16 protein-coding genes and 1 pseudogene are annotated in these 20,584 nt (G+C 33.6%); 15 read left to right on the forward strand and 2 right to left on the reverse strand.

The features are described 5' to 3' along the window. Positions 1 to 46: 46 nt before the first annotated feature. On the reverse strand, positions 47 to 2,563 hold the full coding sequence (locus LEP1GSC059_RS03510; protein ID WP_020980304.1) for a penicillin acylase family protein: 2,517 nt from the start codon (positions 2,561 to 2,563) through the stop codon (positions 47 to 49). Between the two features lie 935 nt (positions 2,564 to 3,498). Here LEP1GSC059_RS03510 and queD point away from each other — a divergent pair. The 14 genes and pseudogenes from queD to LEP1GSC059_RS03575 all read left to right on the forward strand — a co-directional run bounded on the left by queD (position 3,499) and on the right by LEP1GSC059_RS03575 (position 18,979). Beyond that, on the forward strand, positions 3,499 to 3,870 hold the full coding sequence (queD, locus tag LEP1GSC059_RS03515) for a 6-carboxytetrahydropterin synthase QueD (protein WP_002151753.1): 372 nt from the start codon (positions 3,499 to 3,501) through the stop codon (positions 3,868 to 3,870). A gap of 405 nt (positions 3,871 to 4,275) precedes the next feature. Continuing rightward, complete coding sequence (gene queC / locus LEP1GSC059_RS03520; RefSeq protein WP_017215212.1) at positions 4,276 to 5,004, forward strand: 7-cyano-7-deazaguanine synthase QueC; 729 nt, start codon at positions 4,276 to 4,278, stop codon at positions 5,002 to 5,004. A gap of 87 nt (positions 5,005 to 5,091) precedes the next feature. Beyond that, on the forward strand, positions 5,092 to 5,376 hold the full coding sequence (locus tag LEP1GSC059_RS03525; protein WP_000434762.1) for an NAD(P) transhydrogenase subunit alpha part 2: 285 nt from the start codon (positions 5,092 to 5,094) through the stop codon (positions 5,374 to 5,376). 2 nt (positions 5,377 to 5,378) lie between these two features. After that, positions 5,379 to 6,779, forward strand: coding sequence for an NAD(P)(+) transhydrogenase (Re/Si-specific) subunit beta (locus LEP1GSC059_RS03530; protein WP_002179529.1), 1,401 nt, complete (start codon positions 5,379 to 5,381; stop codon positions 6,777 to 6,779). A 496-nt stretch (positions 6,780 to 7,275) separates the two neighbouring features. Then, positions 7,276 to 7,389, forward strand: a pseudogene (locus LEP1GSC059_RS22780) (WGR domain-containing protein); the annotation flags it as partial. A 268-nt stretch (positions 7,390 to 7,657) separates the two neighbouring features. After that, positions 7,658 to 8,170 carry a hypothetical protein gene (locus tag LEP1GSC059_RS03540; RefSeq protein ID WP_017215214.1) on the forward strand — a complete coding sequence of 171 codons (513 nt, stop codon included), beginning with the start codon at positions 7,658 to 7,660 and terminating at the stop codon, positions 8,168 to 8,170. Positions 8,171 to 9,082: 912 nt separating this feature from the next. Then, positions 9,083 to 9,523 carry a GNAT family N-acetyltransferase gene (locus LEP1GSC059_RS03545; protein ID WP_002179356.1) on the forward strand — a complete coding sequence of 147 codons (441 nt, stop codon included), beginning with the start codon at positions 9,083 to 9,085 and terminating at the stop codon, positions 9,521 to 9,523. A 21-nt stretch (positions 9,524 to 9,544) separates the two neighbouring features. Then, positions 9,545 to 9,757: a cysteine-rich CWC family protein gene (locus tag LEP1GSC059_RS21270; RefSeq protein ID WP_020980297.1), complete on the forward strand. Its 213-nt coding sequence runs from the start codon at positions 9,545 to 9,547 to the stop codon at positions 9,755 to 9,757. Positions 9,758 to 10,210: 453 nt separating this feature from the next. Beyond that, a complete protein-coding gene (locus tag LEP1GSC059_RS03550) occupies positions 10,211 to 11,680 on the forward strand; it encodes a potassium/proton antiporter (protein ID WP_002179259.1) in 1,470 nt (489 codons plus the stop codon). Positions 11,681 to 12,412: 732 nt separating this feature from the next. Continuing rightward, positions 12,413 to 12,883 carry a DUF4442 domain-containing protein gene (locus LEP1GSC059_RS03555; RefSeq protein WP_002179161.1) on the forward strand — a complete coding sequence of 157 codons (471 nt, stop codon included), beginning with the start codon at positions 12,413 to 12,415 and terminating at the stop codon, positions 12,881 to 12,883. A gap of 896 nt (positions 12,884 to 13,779) precedes the next feature. Next, entirely contained in the window at positions 13,780 to 15,384 is a 1,605-nt protein-coding gene (locus LEP1GSC059_RS03560; protein WP_017215216.1) for a 7TM diverse intracellular signaling domain-containing protein, read from the forward strand. A 767-nt stretch (positions 15,385 to 16,151) separates the two neighbouring features. After that, positions 16,152 to 17,246 carry an MltA domain-containing protein gene (locus tag LEP1GSC059_RS03565; protein WP_036026655.1) on the forward strand — a complete coding sequence of 365 codons (1,095 nt, stop codon included), beginning with the start codon at positions 16,152 to 16,154 and terminating at the stop codon, positions 17,244 to 17,246. A gap of 425 nt (positions 17,247 to 17,671) precedes the next feature. Continuing rightward, positions 17,672 to 18,055, forward strand: coding sequence for a phasin-related domain-containing protein (locus LEP1GSC059_RS03570; RefSeq protein ID WP_002179137.1), 384 nt, complete (start codon positions 17,672 to 17,674; stop codon positions 18,053 to 18,055). A gap of 135 nt (positions 18,056 to 18,190) precedes the next feature. Beyond that, entirely contained in the window at positions 18,191 to 18,979 is a 789-nt protein-coding gene (locus tag LEP1GSC059_RS03575; RefSeq protein ID WP_020980301.1) for a glycerophosphodiester phosphodiesterase, read from the forward strand. Between the two features lie 275 nt (positions 18,980 to 19,254). Here LEP1GSC059_RS03575 and LEP1GSC059_RS03580 read toward each other — a convergent pair whose 3' ends face one another. After that, complete coding sequence (locus LEP1GSC059_RS03580; protein WP_002148079.1) at positions 19,255 to 19,686, reverse strand: SET domain-containing protein; 432 nt, start codon at positions 19,684 to 19,686, stop codon at positions 19,255 to 19,257. 411 nt (positions 19,687 to 20,097) lie between these two features. Here LEP1GSC059_RS03580 and LEP1GSC059_RS03590 point away from each other — a divergent pair, with 411 nt between their 5' ends. Continuing rightward, positions 20,098 to 20,580: an RNA pyrophosphohydrolase gene (locus LEP1GSC059_RS03590; protein WP_017215220.1), complete on the forward strand. Its 483-nt coding sequence runs from the start codon at positions 20,098 to 20,100 to the stop codon at positions 20,578 to 20,580. The last annotated feature ends 4 nt before the right edge of the window (positions 20,581 to 20,584 follow it).

Raw genomic sequence — 20,584 nt, forward strand, 5'->3', positions numbered from 1 at the left:
CAACTATTTTAAACTTTTATTTATTTCTATTTTTGAATTTTATTTTTTATTTCGGGATCATCTTTATTATGTATTTTGAATCTTTTTCGATTTGAGACTGAGTGAATCGAATCTTACGATGTTCTCCGTTTAGAAACAGTTCGATCTGATCTCCATAAAATGGTGATCCTAAATTTCCTGAGTTTCCAGTAGGTAATACCGACCAGGAATTTTCCGGATTTGTTAGATCGATGATTCTTCGTTTAGAAGGACCTACACGAGGAGTCATCTTCGGATTGATTTCTTTCTGATTCATTAGATTGATTACGGATTCTCCTGAAGCGACTGAAAAAGGACCTTGATTAAAAATCAAATCTAAAGCCGGTACTTTTCCCATCGGGTGTTCAAACTTGATTTTATGTGCGTCCTTCCATTTCCAAGTAGAAGGAGGTCCGCCGTGTTCTTTGGATAAATAACGAACCGTTTGGGCAAAAGAACGGATGAGAATTTCTCTTCTCGTTTCTTTTATACCCGGTGTCGTAAGATCGTCCCAAAAATCGGATTTCGGATTTGCAAGGATTGATTTATATGCGTTCCAACGTTCCGCGGTTTGTCCAAAAATTTGAAGATTCGATTCTCCAAATTCATCCATCCACAAATTCAACATTACAAATTGATTGAGCGTATGAAATATTGTGGCCCCCGATGAGTCTAACGTGTTTTCGCCATCGAACTTTCTATAAATATCCAAAGCCTCTTTAAATACACCCGACCAATTTTTATCTTCTTCGATTTCCAAAGAGATCAAAGGTACGATTGATCTCGCTGAAAAGGAATGGACGTCGGTTTGTATTTTTTTCATATCGTCCACGGTCCAATTTTTTTTCTGGGATAAAAGTTCATGGATTCTTCTTCCCCGATCCGATTCCTGCCAATACCCTTCCGGTTTTCCATAACCTTTGAGTTCATAAGTAGGAAGATGATTTGCAGTGAGTATAATTCCTTCCGAGGGATTGATGAGTTTCGGGTTTTGATCAAACGGAATATAACCGATGACGTCGTCTTCACCTGACGCTCCGTTTAATATCTTGCGAGTATTGGTTTTCTTTTTACGAATCGGAAATCTTCCTACACTCCACCAAGCGATGTTTCCATTTTTGTCTGCATAAGAAACGTTTAAACCGGGCGCGGGCAAATTGGAAACAATCGTGGAACATTCGGTCAAGGATGAACAATGTCCTAAGGAATGGATCGTTTCTAAGAGTGGGACCGATAGATGATGAAAGACCCAATATAAAGAAACGACTGGTCCGGTATATCCTTGGATCGGTTTTGAAAGAATCGGACCATGAGAAGTCACCTGAATTGTAATTTCTCTCGGTTCTTCACCTTTGACTTGGATTGATTCTTTCAAAACTTGGACCGGAACCCAATTTCCTTTTTCTTTTACAAAATTCGGTTTTGTTGGATGTAGAATTTCTTCGTAAAAATCCATATCATCGTTTTCTAACATTGTCAAAGCCCAAGCTTTTTGTACGTTATGCGCTACTAAAGGAAAAGGGAAAATCGGTAAATGATACCCGTAGGTTTCGTGATCTCCCGCTTTCAAGTGAACCTCATACCAGGTTCCAGGATTACTGTAACCGATATGAGGATCGTTTGCCAGAATTGCTCCTCCTGTAGTTGATCGAGAAGGGCCGATGACCCAAGAGTTACTTCCAGATAAAGAAGGAAGTTCTTTTAAAATCCGATTTGTTTTTTGAATTATAGGCTCTAAGTCTGAAAGTTCATTTGATTTTGAAAATTTGGATTCTTTTGCCAAAGGAAGAAATACTTTCTGATTTTCTGTTAATTTTTTAGGAGAATAAGAAGGTTGATCTTCCTGAATCGAAAACGGTTCTTCTGCATCGTGTCTTGGAAATAATTCACTTACGTTTCGATTGGGAAGTTTTCTTTCTAAGATGGTATAAAGAGTATCGTTTCGCAAAGCTTCTGCAAATGAAAAAGATAATAAGGAAAGTGCACTCATTACGTCGAGTCGGTCGAACGGTTTCGGTGTATATCCTAAAATTGTAAACTCTATGGGAAGTGATTCAGTTTTTAAAAAATAATTGATTCCTTCTAAAAATGAATCCAATTCTTTTAAAATCTGTGGATTTGCCTTTTCAGATTCTTGTAACATCTTTTCCGCGGTTCTTCTTAATAATACCTGTCTTAAAAAAATGTCTGTTGGAACTAGTTCGGCTCCTAAAACCTCCGATAGTTCTCCTTTGGCCGCTCTTCTTAAAATTTCTATTTGAAACAAACGATCGCTTGCACATACATAACCTAACGCGAAATAGGCGGAAGATGAATCTTCGGATCGAATATGAGGAACTCCGTAGGAATCTCGAATTACTGAGACCGGTTGGGTAAGTCCTGGAATTTTTAATTCTCCTGATAAACGAGGAGCTTTCCAAAAAATCAAAAATACAAATAGAACTTTTATAAGAACGACCAATACAAGAATCGTAATCAAGGATTTACGAATCCAAATTGGTATTTGATTCCAAAAATTTAATACAATCTGAAGAATTCTTTTCATTGGCTCCACACTTTAAACAGTTAACTTAGTATTTTTACTCGAACCTTTAAGAAACCGTTCGAGATCAGTTTTTCAAAAAACGTGGTAGTTCCCACATTTTAAGATCAACTTTTAACTTCTTTCGGGAAGGGAACTTTATTCGATCTGATTTCAATAGCAAGAAAAGTTTTTCCCGTATTTTTGTTTCCTACATTTCAAAATTTCAACGTAAGATCTCAAATTTGCAGTAGTTCCCACAGATTTAGTCTCATTTGAGTCCATTCTACTTTTTGAAAGTTTTTAAATCATGAAAATTTGCAGTAGTTCCCACAAATTAAAAAATTAGAATATTCTTTATGAAACGAACCTAAGAACAATCGTTTACTTAAGATTGGAGTCTATTCAAAAATCTAAAGATTGCAAAGATTTGATAATGGAGAAATTACTGGAAAGTCCGTAAACATACAGATGGTGTAATTTGTAGGAACTCCAATTTTATTAGAAATTTCTAAAAGATCATTGTTTTATACCTTTTGAGTTTTGAACCAAAGCAAACCAAACTCAAACTTTATGCACCTATTTTAGGAATTCAGTGAAAACTGTAAGATTTTCAAGAGGAAACCATTCTAAACTGAGTACTTGACAACACTTCTCTTTTTAATTTTCTGGTCGGTATGAATCAAAAAACCGCAAAACTGCTGAACAAATACGCAGAACTTAAAGGTATAAGCTCTAAACAAATCAAAAGAGAATGGTTGGTTTTAAACGAGCACCAAAAAGATCAAAAAAGACAGGAAATTCTAAAAGAGCTGGTAAAATAGCTTCTTTTTTTAGTCTCTTCCCATAGTTCCCGGTCGACTTTGAGACACCAGCTTGTTTTCAAAATTGAGTTTCCAAATAACAAAGAATCCAAAGTTACAGGTGATTTATAGGCTCTGGGTTACCGGATAGGAACCATGGAAGAAATCGAACTCACAAAAGAATTTCGCTTCGACGCAGCTCATCTCCTACCTAATCTACCAGACGGTCATAAATGCAAACGACTTCACGGTCATAGTTTTCGTTTTAAACTTCATTTAAAAGGTAAGATCGATCCAAAAACCGGTTGGTTGATCGATTATGCGGAAGTCAGTAAAATCGTAAAACCATTGATCGAAGATCAACTAGATCATTATTATCTGAACGATGTTCCAGGACTGGAAAATCCTACTTCCGAAAATATTTCAATTTGGCTTTGGAATCATTTCAAACCTCTTTTGCCCTTACTCTATAAGATTACTTTAAATGAAACTTGTACAAGCGCTTGTATCTATAAAGGCCCTAAATAACGTGAGTTCGATGTAATAAAACTATGATTCTGAAAAAAGTTGAAAGTTGAACTTTGCAGATTGATTTTTTAAATATGGGAACTACTGCAATTTAAAAAATAGAAATTTATAACAATTGAACCTGTCGTATTCAAATGTGGGAGCTACTGCAAATCCACGATTTGTGAGAGTTCCTACAGATTAAGTCGCATTACAAATTTTTAAACATTTATTTTTTATGCAAAAATCGGGTTTTTATAAAACGAATCTTATGCCGAACTCACTTTAAATAGGAAATCTTTATAAAATGAATTTTTTATTGAATGACAATCGCAAAACAGCGATTTCATGAAGAAAGCTGATATCAAGGACGCGGTTTTCGGATTTTATAAAGGTTCCCAATAAAAATGAGTGGAGGGATAAATTTTGAATTTTTCAAGTAACGAAAAAAATAAAAATCTAAATCGAAAAAATTCTTCTTCTAAAACGAATCCATCAAACAACAAAGCGGTTGTACTTTTATCCGGAGGATTAGATTCTACTACTTGTCTTTATCAAGCGATTGAGGACGGAAAAGAAATCCAGGCTCTTTCCTTCGATTATGGTCAAAGACATAAAATCGAATTGTCTTATGCAAAAAAGGTAACACGTAAATTAGGAATTCCTCACACGATTCAAAAATTAAAACCAGAATTGTTTTTAGGTTCGTCTCTTACACAAAAGTCGCTTCAGGTTCCTAAAAATTCTTTAAGAAAAGAAGAAATACCAAATACATATGTTCCAGGACGGAATATTCTTTTTCTTTCTTTTGCGGTTTCTCTTGCGGAAGGAACTGGTTCCGATTCTATTTATATCGGAGTCAATTCGATGGATTATTCTGGTTATCCGGATTGTAGGCCCGAGTTCATAAGAATGTTTGAGATGGCAATTCAACTTGGAACTAAAAAAGGAAGCCAAGGTCCTTCGATCAAAATTTTAACTCCTCTTCAAAATCTTTCTAAAAAAGAAATCGTTCTACTTGGGAACAGATTGAAGGTTCCTTTTCATCTTACATTTTCTTGTTATGATCCTAAGAATGGGAAAGCATGCGGAAAATGTGACGCCTGTCTCTTGAGAAAAAAAGGTTTTCAGGAGACTGGAGTTTCTGAAAAGTGATTTCATCTGTTGACAATTTTGTCAACACTTGACCTTCCTCAGTTTCTCCAAAGGAAGGAATCTAATCTCTGTTTAGGAAAAGTTAGAATGGAACAGTTCGTAGGTTACCTGACGATCTTTTTATTAGCCGTATTTGTAGGCTTCGAGGTCATTACTAGAATTCCTCCTCTTTTACATACTCCTCTTATGTCAGGTTCCAACGCTATTTCTGGGATCACGATCATTGGGGCGATTTTATCTCTTCATTCTGTGAACGGACCTTTGATCAATATCATTGGATTTATCGCGATGGTCGCCGCTACGATCAACGTAGTAGGTGGGTTCTTAGTAACTCATAGAATGTTAGGAATGTTCAAGAAGAAAGAAAAATAAATATGACAGTATCAATTATCAATTTAATTTATCTCCTTTCCTCCATCCTTTTTATCATAGGATTAAAACTTCTTTCTCATCCAAAAACTGCAGTACGTGGAAACTTTGTGGGAGCGGTTGGGATGTTTTTTGCCGTTGCTGCTGCGCTTGTAGAAAAAGGCCTTGCATACGAATATATCTTGGCCGGGTTTATCGTAGGAACTGCAATTGGGGTTTATCTTTCCGTAAAAGTGGAAATGACTTCTATGCCACAGTTGGTTGCGGCGTTGAACGGTTTTGGAGGTCTTGCATCTTTTTTAGTTGCCGGTGCGGCGATTATGGAAGTGCTTCATCAAGGAACCAATTTAGAAATTCTTAAATCCTATCAATTTACAATTTCTATTGCTGCATCTGGAATCATTGGTGCAGTTACTCTTACGGGTAGTTTTGTGGCTTATGGAAAACTACAAGGGATTCTTTCCGAAAAAGCGGTCCGTTATCCGGGAGATCAAATCGTAAAAGTATTATTTTTTGTAGGTTCCATTGTCCTTAGTTATTTCGTTGTCATCGAACCTCAAAAGATAGAATGGTATTGGTATGTAGTTGTGATAGGTTCCGTTCTAGGAATTTTACTCGTTATGCCGATCGGCGGAGCAGATATGCCCGTGGTGATCGCGCTTCTGAATTCTTATTCTGGAATTGCTGCATCTGCAACTGGGTTTGTTTTAGGTAATAATGTTCTTATTATCTCAGGGTCTCTTGTGGGTGCTTCTGGAATTATACTAACACAGATTATGTGTAAGGCGATGAATCGTTCTTTGCCTAATGTTCTTTTTGGAGGATTGGGGGCTGCTGTAGACAATTCTAAAGGTGGAGAAGACATCTACGCCGGAAAGACAAAAAGCACTTCCGCAGAGGAAGTTGCGATGCTTTTGGATATGGCTCAAAGAGTTGTGATTGTTCCAGGTTATGGAATGGCAGTTGCACAAGCTCAGCACGCTGTAAGAGATCTTTATAATATACTAACGGATAGAGGGATCGATGTAGAGTTTGCAATTCATCCGGTCGCGGGTAGAATGCCCGGCCACATGAACGTTTTGCTTGCCGAAGCGGATATTCCTTATGACAAGATGAAAGAAATGGATGAGATCAATCCTTCTTTTGAACAAGTCGACGTAGTAATTATCAATGGTGCTAACGATGTTGTCAATCCTCTTGCAAAGACGGATCCAGGTAGTCCGATTGCTGGAATGCCAATTTTAGACGTGGATAAAGCAAAAACAGTGATCGTAATCAAAAGAAGTTTGAGTCCAGGATTTGCGGGAGTTCCTAATCCTTTGTTCATTCAAGATAACGCTTTGATGTATTTTCAAGACGGTAAAAAAGCGACTCAAGAAATCGTTACTGCTCTCAAAGAGACTTAAAAAATTTTCATTCTGTGCAGAATGTTTTAAGCCGGACTTTTCAAGGTCCGGCTTTTTTATTTGCGAAGAACGGTTCGAAATGGATTTCGTATTTTTCTTCAAATAAAAATCCGCGATATTCCAAGATCGTAGAATTAACAATCAGCAACTTACGAACTTCTCAGGATTTGCAAAACGAAGATTCTCGAATTTCTCTAATAGTAGCGCGGTTCTACATCCTCTGTAAAATGAATGGGCGATTTTACAAAGACGCAGAAATTCTCAAAAATTATATCTAACTTGAAATTGTTTTTTTGTGTGCGAGATCTCACATCTTAAGTTTTGAAACAGACTCAGAATAGTATTATTTTTATATGTCTAAGCAAATAACATCTCAATAATGAGAAAACGTCTAAAATATGTGTGAGGTGACTCGTTCACCGACCCGTATTCTATGTCTTTTTCACAGGCCACGGGTATATAATTACTTTTATAAGTTCGGCTTAATTTGGTCGGAATAAAATTTCATCTCGCTTACAAAGACGATAAGTCGGATAAATTCTGGAGCATTGAAGTATCCGGAAAATCTTTTACTGTGACTTACGGCAAAACCGGAACAAACGCAAAGCCGCACATAAATTTCTAGATTTATATTTATTCTCTGGTTTTTTAAGGGATTTCATAATACATTCAAAAATAATAATGTTATTTTTATGTGTATGGATGAATTTTGATAAAGATTTGCACAGTTATAATTTTCGAACTAAAAATAGCATATTACGTTGATAAAATTTTCCTATTCTAGATGAATTGCCATGTAAATTGAACTTTACATAATTTTGTATTGAGAAGAATGTTGTGCCCCTATCTGCACCTAGAATGCAGATAAAGGATGGATCATGAAACAATACTCACTTCAAAAAAAATTAGGACGTTCGATTTTGCTGGTTTTATTTACTATTTCTTTAGCAGTTTCGAGTTTGTATGCGGATGAATCTGAGAAAAAAACATATTCTACTAAAAACATAGACGTTACGGTTAAAGATAAAGATGGTTACAATCATTTTTTAGTGTTCACGAAAATCATGACACCTGATAAGTCATACGTTGCATACAACGTAGAATTTTGGGTTAATAACTACGTATATTCCGAGATGGATACGTTTTCTCAAATTTCTTTTAAAGCAGGCAAAAAAAGTTTTAATGGAAATTTTTATAAATCGGACGTATCTTCCAACGCGCTTGTGCTTTATTTTTATATGGAAGAATCGACTGTTAAAGAACTTCTGACAAATTCTAATTCTGCAAGTCATTTGAATATCTCTCAAAAAAACAAAACGATTTTTGAATATACAATTGCAACCAAGGATAATTTCAAAAAAGCTTTAAAAGAAATTATAACCGTGGAATAAAATTAAAAATAAAAAACCTTTATAAAACTTTTTCACTGAATGGTGATCATTACTCGTCTCTATAAAATTGAGTATTGTAATTTTTTATTATAATACACTGTTCAGTGAAAAACATAACTATGAGTAAAAGTTTTGGTCCTATCTCAAAACTTAAAGATTACTGATAACGGACTACTGAAGGCTTGCAAATCCAGATGTAATGTTTTCTGTGGAAACTCCGACAATTGATTCGAAATTTTTAAAAGATTGTAGCTTATGTTTTTAGAGGTTTTGGGACAAGTTCTTATTATAAAATCTTAAATGAAAACTTGTAAGAAAACGCAGTAGTTTCCGCAGAAATCGTCACATTACACATTTGTAAATATTAGAGTTGTTGAAAAATTAATTCTCCATCTGTTTCATGGAAACGGTAGATCGAGCAGTTTTGTTAATTTGCATTATGGAATTTTTTAACAACTCTATTTATTTTTAATAATTGGGGTTTCTACTGATCCCTACAAAATTAGGCCTCATAAATGTTGTGATAAGGTGTCGGTTAACGTGTTTTAGTATAATCCAATGCGAAAGCGATTGAGGCGTGATCAACAAATTGAATTCAGGAAAAATTTTTGTTTTTAAGCGAACCCTCAATTTGTTGATCGGAGCTGAAAGCGCGGTCCGGCAGTGCCGGATTCGCCCAGATTTTCTTTCGTTGAATTTCACGCTATTGAAGTGTAAAAGATTAGATTTTATTGTATAGTTTTTAAGTAAGAGCTTTTGGTAATAATTTCCACATTTGATTTGGTTAATAATGATCAATAGAGGAAAATTCATTATAAGCCATCTCAAAAATACTTTATCTTTGTTTAATATGCCGGATTCTAAGATATTAGTAAATTTAAACTGTAGGTGTCATTTTTGGAGAAATTTTAAATGAATATTAAAGAAGCTTCTATTTTGGATTTGCCGGAAATTGCTAAACTCTTTGATGAATATCGTCAATTTTATAAACAGAAATCGGATTTAAAGGATGCGGAAAAGTTTATCGAAGAAAGAATTCTTAAACAAGAATCCAAGATTTATCTTTTAATGGATGGTAATGCTTACTGTGGTTTTACTCAGTTATATCCGATATTTACATCTTTATCCATGAAACGGGCTTGGATTTTAAATGATCTTTTTGTTAGATTGAAATATCGTAAAAAAGGAGGGGGTAAGGCCTTGATCGAGGAAGCGGCTAAATTTGCGAGAAGTACAGGAGCAAAGTATATTCAATTATCAACGGCTTTTGATAATCATACCGCTCAAAAATTATATGAATCAATTGGTTTTGTAAAAGATGAAGAATTTTTTTATTATACTTGGGTTGTATAGTATATATTAATTTTATAATATATGTCTGAAGAAAAATATTTAAATTCAGGAATTGTTCTAAAACTCTGTCCACGTTGTGGCCAGACATTTGGCTGTGGTGCAAATTTTTATTCTTGCGAATGTTTTTCTATAAATTTGTCGTCTGAGGTTCGAAATCAGATTAAAAATAATTACGACGACTGTCTTTGTATGACTTGTTTGAAAGAGTTGGAAAATTTTAAAAAAGTAAATTAGAGTTGTTGAAAAATTCCATAGTGAAGATCAATAAAACTGTTTCAATCGACCGTTTCCATGAAACAGAAACTAAGTGGCGATTCATTTTTCAATAACTCTATTTTATTGTTAACTCCAAAATCAAATTATCGATTCCAAAAATCTAACGTTGTAAAATTCCTCCTTGAACTTAATTAGGTAATCAAATCGATTTTACATTTGAAAACGAGAATGGAATGAAATTTTATACTCGTTAAAATTTTCCGATAATATTTTAGAGGTTTTAAAAAAGCAACTGTGAATGTTGAAAATTGAATTTAAGAAAAAAAGGAAAATTTCAGATTGAGTCTATTTAAGCGTAAACAAAGTCTGAAAGAAATTTTCAAAATGATAAGTTTTATCAAAAAAAGGGAGTGAGAATAAACTTATCTCTCGTGTAAGATCTAAAAATGAAATTTTAAATAACGGTATTCAATGGAATTTGAATTTAATACATTTATCTTATCTGGATTAATCATACTCAGCATCGGGCTTTTAAGAATTTCATCCAAGTTCGGAGTACCTTCTCTTTTGTTGTTTTTAATGATAGGAATGGCCGCTGGTTCGGACGGTCCGGGAGGAATCGATTTTGATAATCCAATTCTTGCAAGGCAAGTAGGTTCCATTGCATTGGCGTATATCCTTTTTTCAGGAGGATTAGAAACCGAATGGCAAAAGATCAGACCAGTTCTCTGGAAGGGAATCATTTTAGGCAATTTAGGGGTGTTGATCACTTGGGCCGTAATGGGGTTGTTCTCTGTTTATGTTTTAGGATTTTCACCAATTATAGGATTTTTGTTAGGAGCGGTAGTATCCTCTACGGATGCTGCTGCTGTCTTCAATGTACTAAGAACTAGAAATACAGGAATGAAAAAAGGACTGACTTCGTTGCTCGAGTTAGAATCTGGAAGTAACGATCCATTAGCCGTTCTTCTGACCGTAAGTATATTAAGTCTTTTAGGACCCCAGATACCGAAAGCGGAAGAATTAGTATTTCATATTATTATACAATTTTCAATTGGATCTGTAGCGGGAGTTTTGTTCGGATATTTAATCTATAAGGGACTTAATCGAATTAAGTTAGAATACGAAGGATTGTATCCAGTGTTGATTTCTGCTTCTGTATTATTTGTATATTCTGCCACGGAGTTGATAGGAGGAAATCCGTTTTTAGCTGTTTATATTGCTGGGCTTGTATTAGGAAATCAATCTTTTGTTCATAAACGGAGTAATTTACGATTTTTAGATGGAATTGCTTGGTTGATGCAGATCGTAATGTTCTTAACGTTAGGTTTGCTTGTTTATCCAAGTAGAATTCCTCCCCTTTTCGGAACTGGAATTTTATTTTCTTGTTTTTTAGTATTCGTCGCAAGACCAATTGCGGTGTTTATTTCCTTAGTTAGATCCGGATATAATTTTAAAGAAAAATTGTTAGTGTCTTGGATCGGGCTTAGGGGCGCTGCGCCGATTATACTCGCTACATTTCCGTTTGCTCAAGGAGTGGAAGGATCGGATAAAATTTTTCATTTAGTATTTTTTACGGTGCTCGTTTCTTTACTGATTCAAGGAACCAGTGTGCCTCAAGTAGTTCGATGGCTCGGACTAGACGCACCTTTAGAACAAAGAGCTTCTTATCCGTTCGAGTTTGAAAATCGAGAACAGAGCGATTCCAACCTACTCGAGTTTATTGTGCCTTACGGATCAAATACGGTCGGAAAGTTTGTATATTCTTTAAATTTTCCGGAAAATTCGTTAATTACTCTGATTTATCGAGGAGACAAACATATTGTTCCAACAGGAAAAACTAAATTAGAAGAAGGTGATGTTCTTTTGATTCTCACTCCAAAAGGAAGCGAAGACAAAATTCGTGAAATTTTGTCTAAAATGGAACCAAACCCAACTTAAAAAGTTGTTCCAAAATATAGAAAAACATAATGATAATACTTTAGAAACTTTTAATAATGTGAGTTTGGTGTAAGAAAAAAGAATTTTCTAAAAAAATACATTCTTATAATTTTAGAATTTGTTTGTAAAATCTTGATTTGCAGTAGTTCTCACATGTAGAATAATTACAACTATAATAACTAATGTTGAAACTATTGATCTTTATGGAATAGGTGTTATAGATTTGGGAAAAATCTCAGTCTAACACAAAACTTTGATTACTGTATTTTAGGACACTGCGGATTTCTATAAAATTGAGTATCTAAATGTCTATCATAAAAGTATCATTTCGCATAAGTTTGATGGAATTCAGTGCGAAAGCGATTGAAGCGTAGAGAAACTCAGCAGAACGTTCTCTCGAACTCAGCATCTCACTTCTGGAAACTCAATGCATCGCTTCTGCAGATCGCGTTCTATAATTAAATTGTAATTCAATATAATATAGTGTATAACGTTTTTTTCATGCAATTTATTGACTGGAGCTGAAAGCGCGGTCCGGTAACGCCAGATTTGCCCAAACTTTTTTACGCTGAATTTACATGATCGAAGCGTAAACTATTAAATTGGACGCTCGATTTTGTAACACTAAGAATAAAATTAGATTTCTGGATGAGATTGCTTATTTTGTGATTTCAAAATTGGAATCGTATATAACAAAAGGATAAATCACTAAAATGTTTGGTATCAAACTATATGAACTTAGGACAAAAACTTCGGTTTTATTTTTTAAACTTCTATCCTCCGTATTTTGCAGCAGGAATTCGATATAAAAAAATAGGTAAGGATTTTACACATTTTCAGCTATCGATGAAACTTCATTGGTGGAATCGGAATCTAGTTGGAACTCATTTTGGAGGTTCGCTTTATTCAATGTGTGATCCTTTTTACATGTTGATCCTTATGGAAAATTTAGGAGGGGAATATATCGTTTGGGATAAGGCCGCAACAATTCGATTTATTGCTCCAGGATTAGGAAAGGTGGTTGCTGACTTCGAGATTTCTAAGGAGGAAATAGAAAGAATTCGAAAAGAAGCGGATGAAAAAAGAAAATTGGATGTATTTTTTCAAACTAAAATTTATGACTCTAAAACTGGAAAGGTTGTAGCAGAACTTGATAAAGTAGTTTACGTGAGAAGAAAAGAAAGAATTAAAAAAATATTATAAATTAATAATACATCTGTTAAAGACTGTAAAGCCCACATCTTAAACAGTGGATTTGTTTTGAAATTTATATGTAGAGATTTGTTTGTCTCTATAAAATCAAGTACCGCAAATCTTATAGAGGCTTTCTTTTATAAAGACCAAAGATAAAAATTAAGTTTTTAAACAACGTGTATTTGACGTAACAAAAGTAAAAAACGAATGTTTTCCAAAAATGGAAGATATAGGAACTCATATAATTAGAAATTTCATAATGGCGATTAATAAAATTGCTTTAATTGACCGCTTCTACAAAACAGAAGCAAATATAGAATTCATTTTTCAACAACTCTATTTTGTAAATGTAATGTTTTCTTTGGATAGTATAAGTAATTGAATGCAACGATATATAAAAACCTTTCCTAAAACTAAAATAGGTTTTTGTGCTTGATCTTTCTAATAAAAGATAATTGTGAGTTTCGGAGCGCGTTGTCAATAAGTCGTTGCATAAAACTTTATTTTTTATAAAGATACAATTGCTTTAGTTATAGTAAATTTTTTTCAACAAATCTTATTGAAAATTCTTAACTTAGATATATTATAAAGTTTTAACTATTGATTTTTAAACCGTTACAAAGTTTTGAAATTAATAGCAGCAAAAATTGAAATCACGAACTCTAAAAGTTACTCCGAAAATAAATTTTAACGTTCAAAAAAATTACTCATAAAGTAATTAAACTAGAATTATTTTGGTCAAATTTGTTTTGAGATCTTGACTCTAAGGATAACTCTTGATACTATTTTTACTTAGAGTTTTTGTCGGAACAAATCTTTTGTAAAATAGAAACAAGTTTTAAGGCGGCACGATCATTTGTATTGCGTTAAACTTTCTTTGATAAAACCCAACAAAATGGATTGAGATGCTCTTTTTCGTCATTAAATTCCAACGAACTTTTACCAGCCGGTTTTTATTTTTGGTCTTATTTTTATCTTTTGTATTATCGAAAGGAGTACATTCCGCTCCTGAACCCGAAATCTGCGAGTTTGATCAAATCGAATTTGCTCTTGATTCTGATCTATCAAACGAAGTACCTAAAGAGCCTAAAAAAAATCTCGTTTTTTTACCAAAAGAGAATTCGTTTTTTAAATTGGGTTTTATCAAAGAATCAGTCTGGATTCGGTTTAACATTAAACAGTATCCAAGATCCAGATGTTTTTTGAGAATTCCGCAAGTAACATTAGACGGAGCGGCGCTTTTTGCAAAATCTTCCGTTCAAGTTACCGGCGATCGTTTTAGATATTCTGAAAGATCCATAGATGATTATTATCCTGTTTTTTATTTGGAACCTCTAGATATACAAAAAGGAAAAAATCAATATTATCTTTGGATCAAAACGTCTTCTATTATCAACTTTCCAATTTTTTTAGAATCTGGTTTGGAATATCAAAAAGGAAATTATTATAGAAATCTTTTGATTCTTTTTTTGTTAGTATTAAGTTTATTTATTATACTATTGATCGGTTTTATTTACCGCCAAACACTTGATCCGATATATTTAAGTATCATGGGCTTTCTTGTGTTTATAACACTGGAAGGTTGGGTTTGTTTTGCAAACGGATATAAATATCTATGGCCAAACGTACCCGAATTTCAAAATATTACGCCTACGTTATTCGCTTTTTTAACTCTTGCTTGTTCCGTTTGTTTTATGTTTCAGTTTCTTTTACCGTCTTCTCTTCATAAGATTTTTCGTATTTTGTTATTCGGAGCTATGATCATAAGTATATGTTTGGCAATTTTATCCTCTTTTATCTTAGACCGTGCCCTGGCCGTAAAAATTTTATCGTGGACATTTGTTTGTGTTTCGGTTTTAGTTTTAGGTTCTACATTTTCTATAATAAAGTCTTTTTCTCCTGCTAGAAAAATAATTCTATGTATGATCCCTATTATTGGAAGCGGATTAATTACAATTTTATACTATTTAGATTTACTAAAATATAATGAATATTACGTACACGCTTATTTATTATCTCTTCCTTCAATTTATATAGTAATTACAGTAAGCTTGAGAGACCGGGAGAAATTTGTAAAAAGGAAATTTTTAAGTCGCGCTTACGATATACGTCAAATGCAGGAAAAATTAAATCTTCCGACTCAAATACCAGGTATGGAATTTCGAAATAAACTTCAATTTAGTTTGGATCATCTATTGAGAGTGGAACGAATTTTTAAGAATCCAGAATTAAGTAAAAAGGATTTTGCGGAAATTCTCAGGGTCGCTCCTAACGATTTAGACCGATTTGTTCAAGAATTTTCTAACCTTCAGTCATTTGAAATTTATATCAATCGATACAGAGTGGAAGAAGCAAAACATCTTTTGGAGACTAGAAAAGATCTTAAAACTTCAGAAATTGCGCATAGATCTGGTTTTGTTTCTGGTAGGGAAATGGAAAAGTCCTTTAAAACCTTAACCGGGATGACTTCCTCTGAATACAAATTGATGTTATTTCCCGATTCTATTTAACGTGAATTAACGCGAAATGGATCGATGCAAGGTAACTCAGCAGAACGCTCTTTAAAACTCAGCGTCTCGCTTATGAGTGCTCGATAAACAGCGTTCTATTGAAACTAAAAACGATTATTGTATCATGTTTCCTTTATACAATTTATTGATCAGAACTAAGAGCCCGGTCGGCTGTCTGTGATAAGCTCGAATTTTTTTACGTCAAATTCACTTTACTATTTAAAAAAATTACTGCCGAATTTTACTTTTCGATAAAATGTTATAGTTTTTTCGACACGAATTAGAAGTGCACACAGTTAACTAATTGCGATTTTCTCGCGAAAAAATTTATTTTACTGAAAGTTATCTATGAAGTGGAATTGTATAGAGATAGGAATTACTACGAAGACATATAAAAATCGTTGTTTTACGACTACATCTAATTGCTACTCGGGCAATATTAGAATACTGAGCTTATTTCAAAATTTAGAATCTTCTTCAAAAAAGCCAACCAATCTGTGGTAGATGCAATTTTTTGAAAATTTCTACATCTTTGATAAAATTGTTCGTTAGCTTTTGACACTATTCCAAGTAGTAAAATACAGAGGGTTCTCTTTAAAAAAATAGTTAGAAATTCTTAAACTTTTTAAATAAAACTCATTTATGGGAAATACTACGTTTTGTAAGATAAGTGATTTATAATTTCTATATAATTAGATACCATAAATTTGAAACAGATCCAAGTTTGAGAAGTAAGATTTTAAATTAAATGTTGAGTCATCTATAAAATGCGTTTGTTATCCGTTTTTATTTGTTTTGTTGTATTTGGAATATATTCATTGTACTCAAAAGAGTTAGAAAAATCTGGATTTATTTTCATTCAAAAGTCCGATTCAATTTTACAACCGGAAGATTTTGATTCCTTAGATCGAGCTTTAAAAGAATCTGAATCATATTACCAAAGACTTCCTTCCAATTGGAAGACTCAAGTCCAACAAATTACATATCATAAAAATCAAATATTGAATTCCTTAAAGATTTTAAAAAGAATTCTTCGCGAAAAAGATCCAGAATCTAGGAAAATCCAATTTCAAAATTCGTTTCTACTTTTGGAAACAAAGGATGAAGCTTTTGGAAGAATTACAGCGTATTATGAAGTTATAATAGAGGGAAGATTTTATCCAGAAGGGGATTTTATTTATCCAGTTTTAGAAATTCCTTCCGATTTAATTGTAAAAAAGGACGGAAATGAAAAATCGGTTGGCAAAATTGTAAATGAAGTTTTTGTTCCGTATGAAACTAGAGCTGAGTTGTCTCATTCTTCCGTTTGGAAGAATCGATCAAAGGCGATCGTATACGTCAGAATTGTGGATTTACATCTTGCACAATTAGAAGGTTCAGCTCTTGTAAAAGTCCCGGATTATACTCCGTTTCGCATAACGTATTCAGCAGATAATGGAAAGGAATATCTGAGTCCTGCAGAATCTCTAAAGGGAATTTGTAGTAGTTTGATTCCTTCTGATTTAAAAAATTGTATTCTTAAATATCCCAAAGAGGTTGAAACCGCGATCCTCAAAAATCCAAGATATATTTTTTTTAAACGGGAATCTTCTGCACCTCGAGGAAGTGGGGGAATTGAACTGATTCCGAAACGATCTGTTGCGATGGATCCAAGAATTCCTTTGGGGATTCCTGTTTTGATTTCTTTTGAATCTTCTGTTTTAACTGAAAAAAATAGAATTGTATTTGTTCATGATCGAGGATCTCAAATTACAGGGCACGGTCGTTTGGATTATTTTTTGGGAACTGGAGAGATGGCTGAATATCAAGCAGGAAGGGTTAACACCCAAGGAAAAATTTTTTTGATTTTGCCTAAGAAATAAGGTATTTGTCTTTTTTAAGTTAAGAATTGTCGAAAAGACTTTTTCAATAGATTAGAATTATGAAGTCGTTAGTGAATAGCATGGTGGTTCCCACGTTTTCAAAATTTATTTGTAAACATAGATTTGTGGTAGTTCCTACAAAATTAAGTTACATTCTAAATTTTTAAACATTCAATTCCGTGATTAAAGTTCATATGAGTTCCCACATATTATTTTTTACGGAAAAATTGGGTTTTTTAGACCAAATCACGTTAAATTTATGATCACAATTAAACATAAGCATTGAGCAAAATTTGCAGTTATCTTAAAAAAATTGTAAATTTGAGGAATTTTTTTCTTTTTTCAATTGACTTAAATTGTGCGCTGCAATATAAAAGGATTGTGCGATGCACAAGAAAAGAAACGATCTTAAGGAGAAAAATTGAATGGAAAAGCAAATTCTAGATGTTCTAAATGCGGGTCTGGGACTCATCAAAGCTAGTCAAGAAGGTCTGGGTAAAGCGAAAGCTGATCTTGAAAAAACCTATTCAGAATTAGTCACAAAAGGAGCTTCTGATAATTCTGAGGCGACTGTAAAGATCCGCGAAACCGTTGATAAAGTTATCAACGATATTAAGGAAGTGACTTCTGTTGCTGGCAAAAACTACGAAGAGACCAGATCTAAAATCATCGAGAACTATAACAAAATCACTGAAGAGATTAAAAACAAAATCCCTGAAGGTCAAATCGAAGCCGTAAAGGCAAAAATCAACGAAGTGGCAGAAGCGATCAAAAATACTACTGCTGGAAAAGCTACCGTTTCTAAATAAGAATCGTGACTTTCTCTCTCGGGCGGGATCCCTAACCCGCCTGAATCCTTTCTTATCCTTTTCAAATTTACCATTGGCTTCAAGTATAGCTTTTTGTTGTAGTCTGGCTTTATAAGTATATTCATAAAATAGAATATGATTGAGAATATTAAAAATCGGAACGATTTAAAACGCCCCTTGGTTTTTGCACATCGAGGTTTTAGCGGAGAATTTCCGGAAAATACTATGATTGCGTTTCAAAAGGCGATTCATTCGAAGTCGGATTTGATCGAATTAGATGTAACTCTTTCCGAAGATAGAGAAATTGTAGTTATTCACGACGACGATTTGGATCGAACTACAAAGTTGGTAGGAAATGTTCGTAAGTTTAAAGCGGAAATATTAAGCGAACTTGACGCAGGCTCGTGGTTTGCTCGAAAGTTTAAAAAAGAAAAAATTCCTTTCTTAAAAGATGTATTACGTTTAATTCAAAAATCCAAGACCGATTTAAATATTGAAATCAAATCAAGCGCACTTGATTCGTCCATAAATGAAAATTCTATCGAATTACGTATTTTACATTTAATTCACAGACTTCAAATGTTTCATCGAGTTGTAATTTCCTCTTTTTCTTGGGAATGTTTAGAAAGAATTAGAAATATAGATTCGCAAGTAAAGTTAGGTGTTCTTGTTGGAGATGGAAGTGGGGACGTTTCGGAAGCAGTCATTTTTGGTGAAAAGATTAGGGCCTGGAGTATTCATCCTTCTATGGAAGATGCTTCGGAAGAAAATTTAAAATCAATATCTGAAAAAAATTTTCTAAGCGTAATTTATACAGTGAACGAAAAAAAAGATATGAAACGATTTTTAGATCTTGGAGTGGACGGTCTTTTTACAAACTTCCCAATAACTATGAAAAAGTTGGTAAATCAATATTCGCGTTAGTTGCGTTTGGGGATAAAAATTTAGGATATTTTAATTTTATAATAAGATTAGTAGTAATCAATAGAAATTAATAGATTTCTATAAAATCTAAAAAGAATGACTCTATTATCAGATTTCTGCATGAAATCGCTGTTTGGCGGCGAGATCAAAAATTTGTTTTATAAAGATTCCCTTAAAATTAAATTTTTCAATGAATTACCTTTCGTTATACGATCCTCATTCAATAAAAAATTGAGTAAAAGAACAACAGTTCGAATCCGTTTTTTGGATGATTTTTAATTCCTTTCGATCGGATCTATGTCTGTGTTGATCCAATATTCATCGCCATAATCGAAAAATAATTCTTCTCCCAACTTAATTTTTCGGATGGCTTCAAATCTTGCAGTTTTCCAACGAACGGATACTACTAGTCTTACGTTCGGTTTGGAACTATGATTCATAAAGCGAGTGTAGTTACTTTCTTTTCCTTCTCCGTAAATCCAATGATCTTTACAGATCCAAAGTAAATATTTAGATTCGCAGTATTTAGATGAGTTTGCAGTTTTATCCGTAAGAATTTTTCCAGTATAATATCCGATGGTATCACCTTTGTTTACGTTTTCTTTTGGGAATAATCCCATTCCAATTCCAGGAATCGAAGAGGGTTTGATCTCGAAATCCTTTTCATGGAAGATATGAGATCGTGAAGTTTTTTTACGTAATTGCATCGGTGAAAATTAAACTCCTAAATGCGATGAGAATTTACCCTAAGCCATACTTCTTAGAAATTGTTCTCAAGTTATCATTTCTAAAAGAGTATAAAATTTGCAACTGAATTCTTAACGTTACTATCAAAAGAGATTTTATAGAAAGGATTTGTTCTTCGAGTAGTTTCATTGTAAAATAATTTCCAAAATGATTCAATCTTGCATAACGATTTTTTAAAATCGAATTCACTGATTAAAAAGATAGATTTTGTGTTAAAAGCCATCTCAAAAACATTTTAGAATTCGACATTTTAAGCAAAAGATAAAGTATTTTTGAGATAGATTTTAGTTATCTGCGTTATAGTATTGAGATTCAAACAAACGGTTTTAAAACTTCTTGTCATAGAATAGCGCTAGCAGGAGCTTATTCGTATGGAAAAACCCTACCGAAAAAATGTCGGGATGGTCGTATTTAACTCTCGCGGAGAGGTTCTAGTTGGAGAAAGGTTGAACTTTTTGGGTTCTTGGCAATTTCCACAAGGCGGAATTGACGACGATGAAGATCCGATCAAGGCAGCTATGAGAGAATTGTATGAAGAAGTCGGAATTGATTCCGGAAAAATCATGACTGAATACCCAGACTGGATTCCCTATGATTTTCCCGAAAATCTTCCTCTGAACCGCCATCTTCAAAAATATAAGGGGCAACTTCAAAAGTGGTTTCTTATCTATTGGGACGGAGAAGCGGATCAATGTCGCTTGGATATTCACGAAAGAGAGTTTGGAACGGTTCGTTTTATTCCCATAAAGGATACTTTGAATACAGTCGTTCCTTTTAAAAAAGATGTATATTATAAAGTTATAAATTACTTTGAACCTAAGATTCAAAACTTTTTACAAGACATTGGAAAATAGATCG

The sequence above is a fragment of the Leptospira noguchii serovar Panama str. CZ214 genome (genome assembly GCF_000306255.2).
Taxonomy (GTDB): Bacteria; Spirochaetota; Leptospiria; order Leptospirales; family Leptospiraceae; genus Leptospira; species Leptospira noguchii.

Excerpts from the sequence above, each read along its gene's own strand:
- LEP1GSC059_RS03510 (WP_020980304.1), bottom strand. The coding sequence starts at position 2,563 with ATGAAAAGAATTCTTCAGATTGTATTAAATTTTTGGAATCAAATACCA.
- queD (WP_002151753.1), top strand. The coding sequence starts at position 3,499 with ATGGAAGAAATCGAACTCACAAAAGAATTTCGCTTCGACGCAGCTCAT.
- LEP1GSC059_RS03525 (WP_000434762.1), top strand. The coding sequence starts at position 5,092 with ATGGAACAGTTCGTAGGTTACCTGACGATCTTTTTATTAGCCGTATTT.
- LEP1GSC059_RS03530 (WP_002179529.1), top strand. The coding sequence starts at position 5,379 with ATGACAGTATCAATTATCAATTTAATTTATCTCCTTTCCTCCATCCTT.
- LEP1GSC059_RS03540 (WP_017215214.1), top strand. The coding sequence starts at position 7,658 with ATGAAACAATACTCACTTCAAAAAAAATTAGGACGTTCGATTTTGCTG.
- LEP1GSC059_RS03545 (WP_002179356.1), top strand. The coding sequence starts at position 9,083 with ATGAATATTAAAGAAGCTTCTATTTTGGATTTGCCGGAAATTGCTAAA.
- LEP1GSC059_RS21270 (WP_020980297.1), top strand. The coding sequence starts at position 9,545 with ATGTCTGAAGAAAAATATTTAAATTCAGGAATTGTTCTAAAACTCTGT.
- LEP1GSC059_RS03550 (WP_002179259.1), top strand. The coding sequence starts at position 10,211 with ATGGAATTTGAATTTAATACATTTATCTTATCTGGATTAATCATACTC.
- LEP1GSC059_RS03555 (WP_002179161.1), top strand. The coding sequence starts at position 12,413 with ATGAACTTAGGACAAAAACTTCGGTTTTATTTTTTAAACTTCTATCCT.
- LEP1GSC059_RS03560 (WP_017215216.1), top strand. The coding sequence starts at position 13,780 with ATGCTCTTTTTCGTCATTAAATTCCAACGAACTTTTACCAGCCGGTTT.
- LEP1GSC059_RS03565 (WP_036026655.1), top strand. The coding sequence starts at position 16,152 with ATGCGTTTGTTATCCGTTTTTATTTGTTTTGTTGTATTTGGAATATAT.
- LEP1GSC059_RS03570 (WP_002179137.1), top strand. The coding sequence starts at position 17,672 with ATGGAAAAGCAAATTCTAGATGTTCTAAATGCGGGTCTGGGACTCATC.
- LEP1GSC059_RS03575 (WP_020980301.1), top strand. The coding sequence starts at position 18,191 with ATGATTGAGAATATTAAAAATCGGAACGATTTAAAACGCCCCTTGGTT.
- LEP1GSC059_RS03580 (WP_002148079.1), bottom strand. The coding sequence starts at position 19,686 with ATGCAATTACGTAAAAAAACTTCACGATCTCATATCTTCCATGAAAAG.
- LEP1GSC059_RS03590 (WP_017215220.1), top strand. The coding sequence starts at position 20,098 with ATGGAAAAACCCTACCGAAAAAATGTCGGGATGGTCGTATTTAACTCT.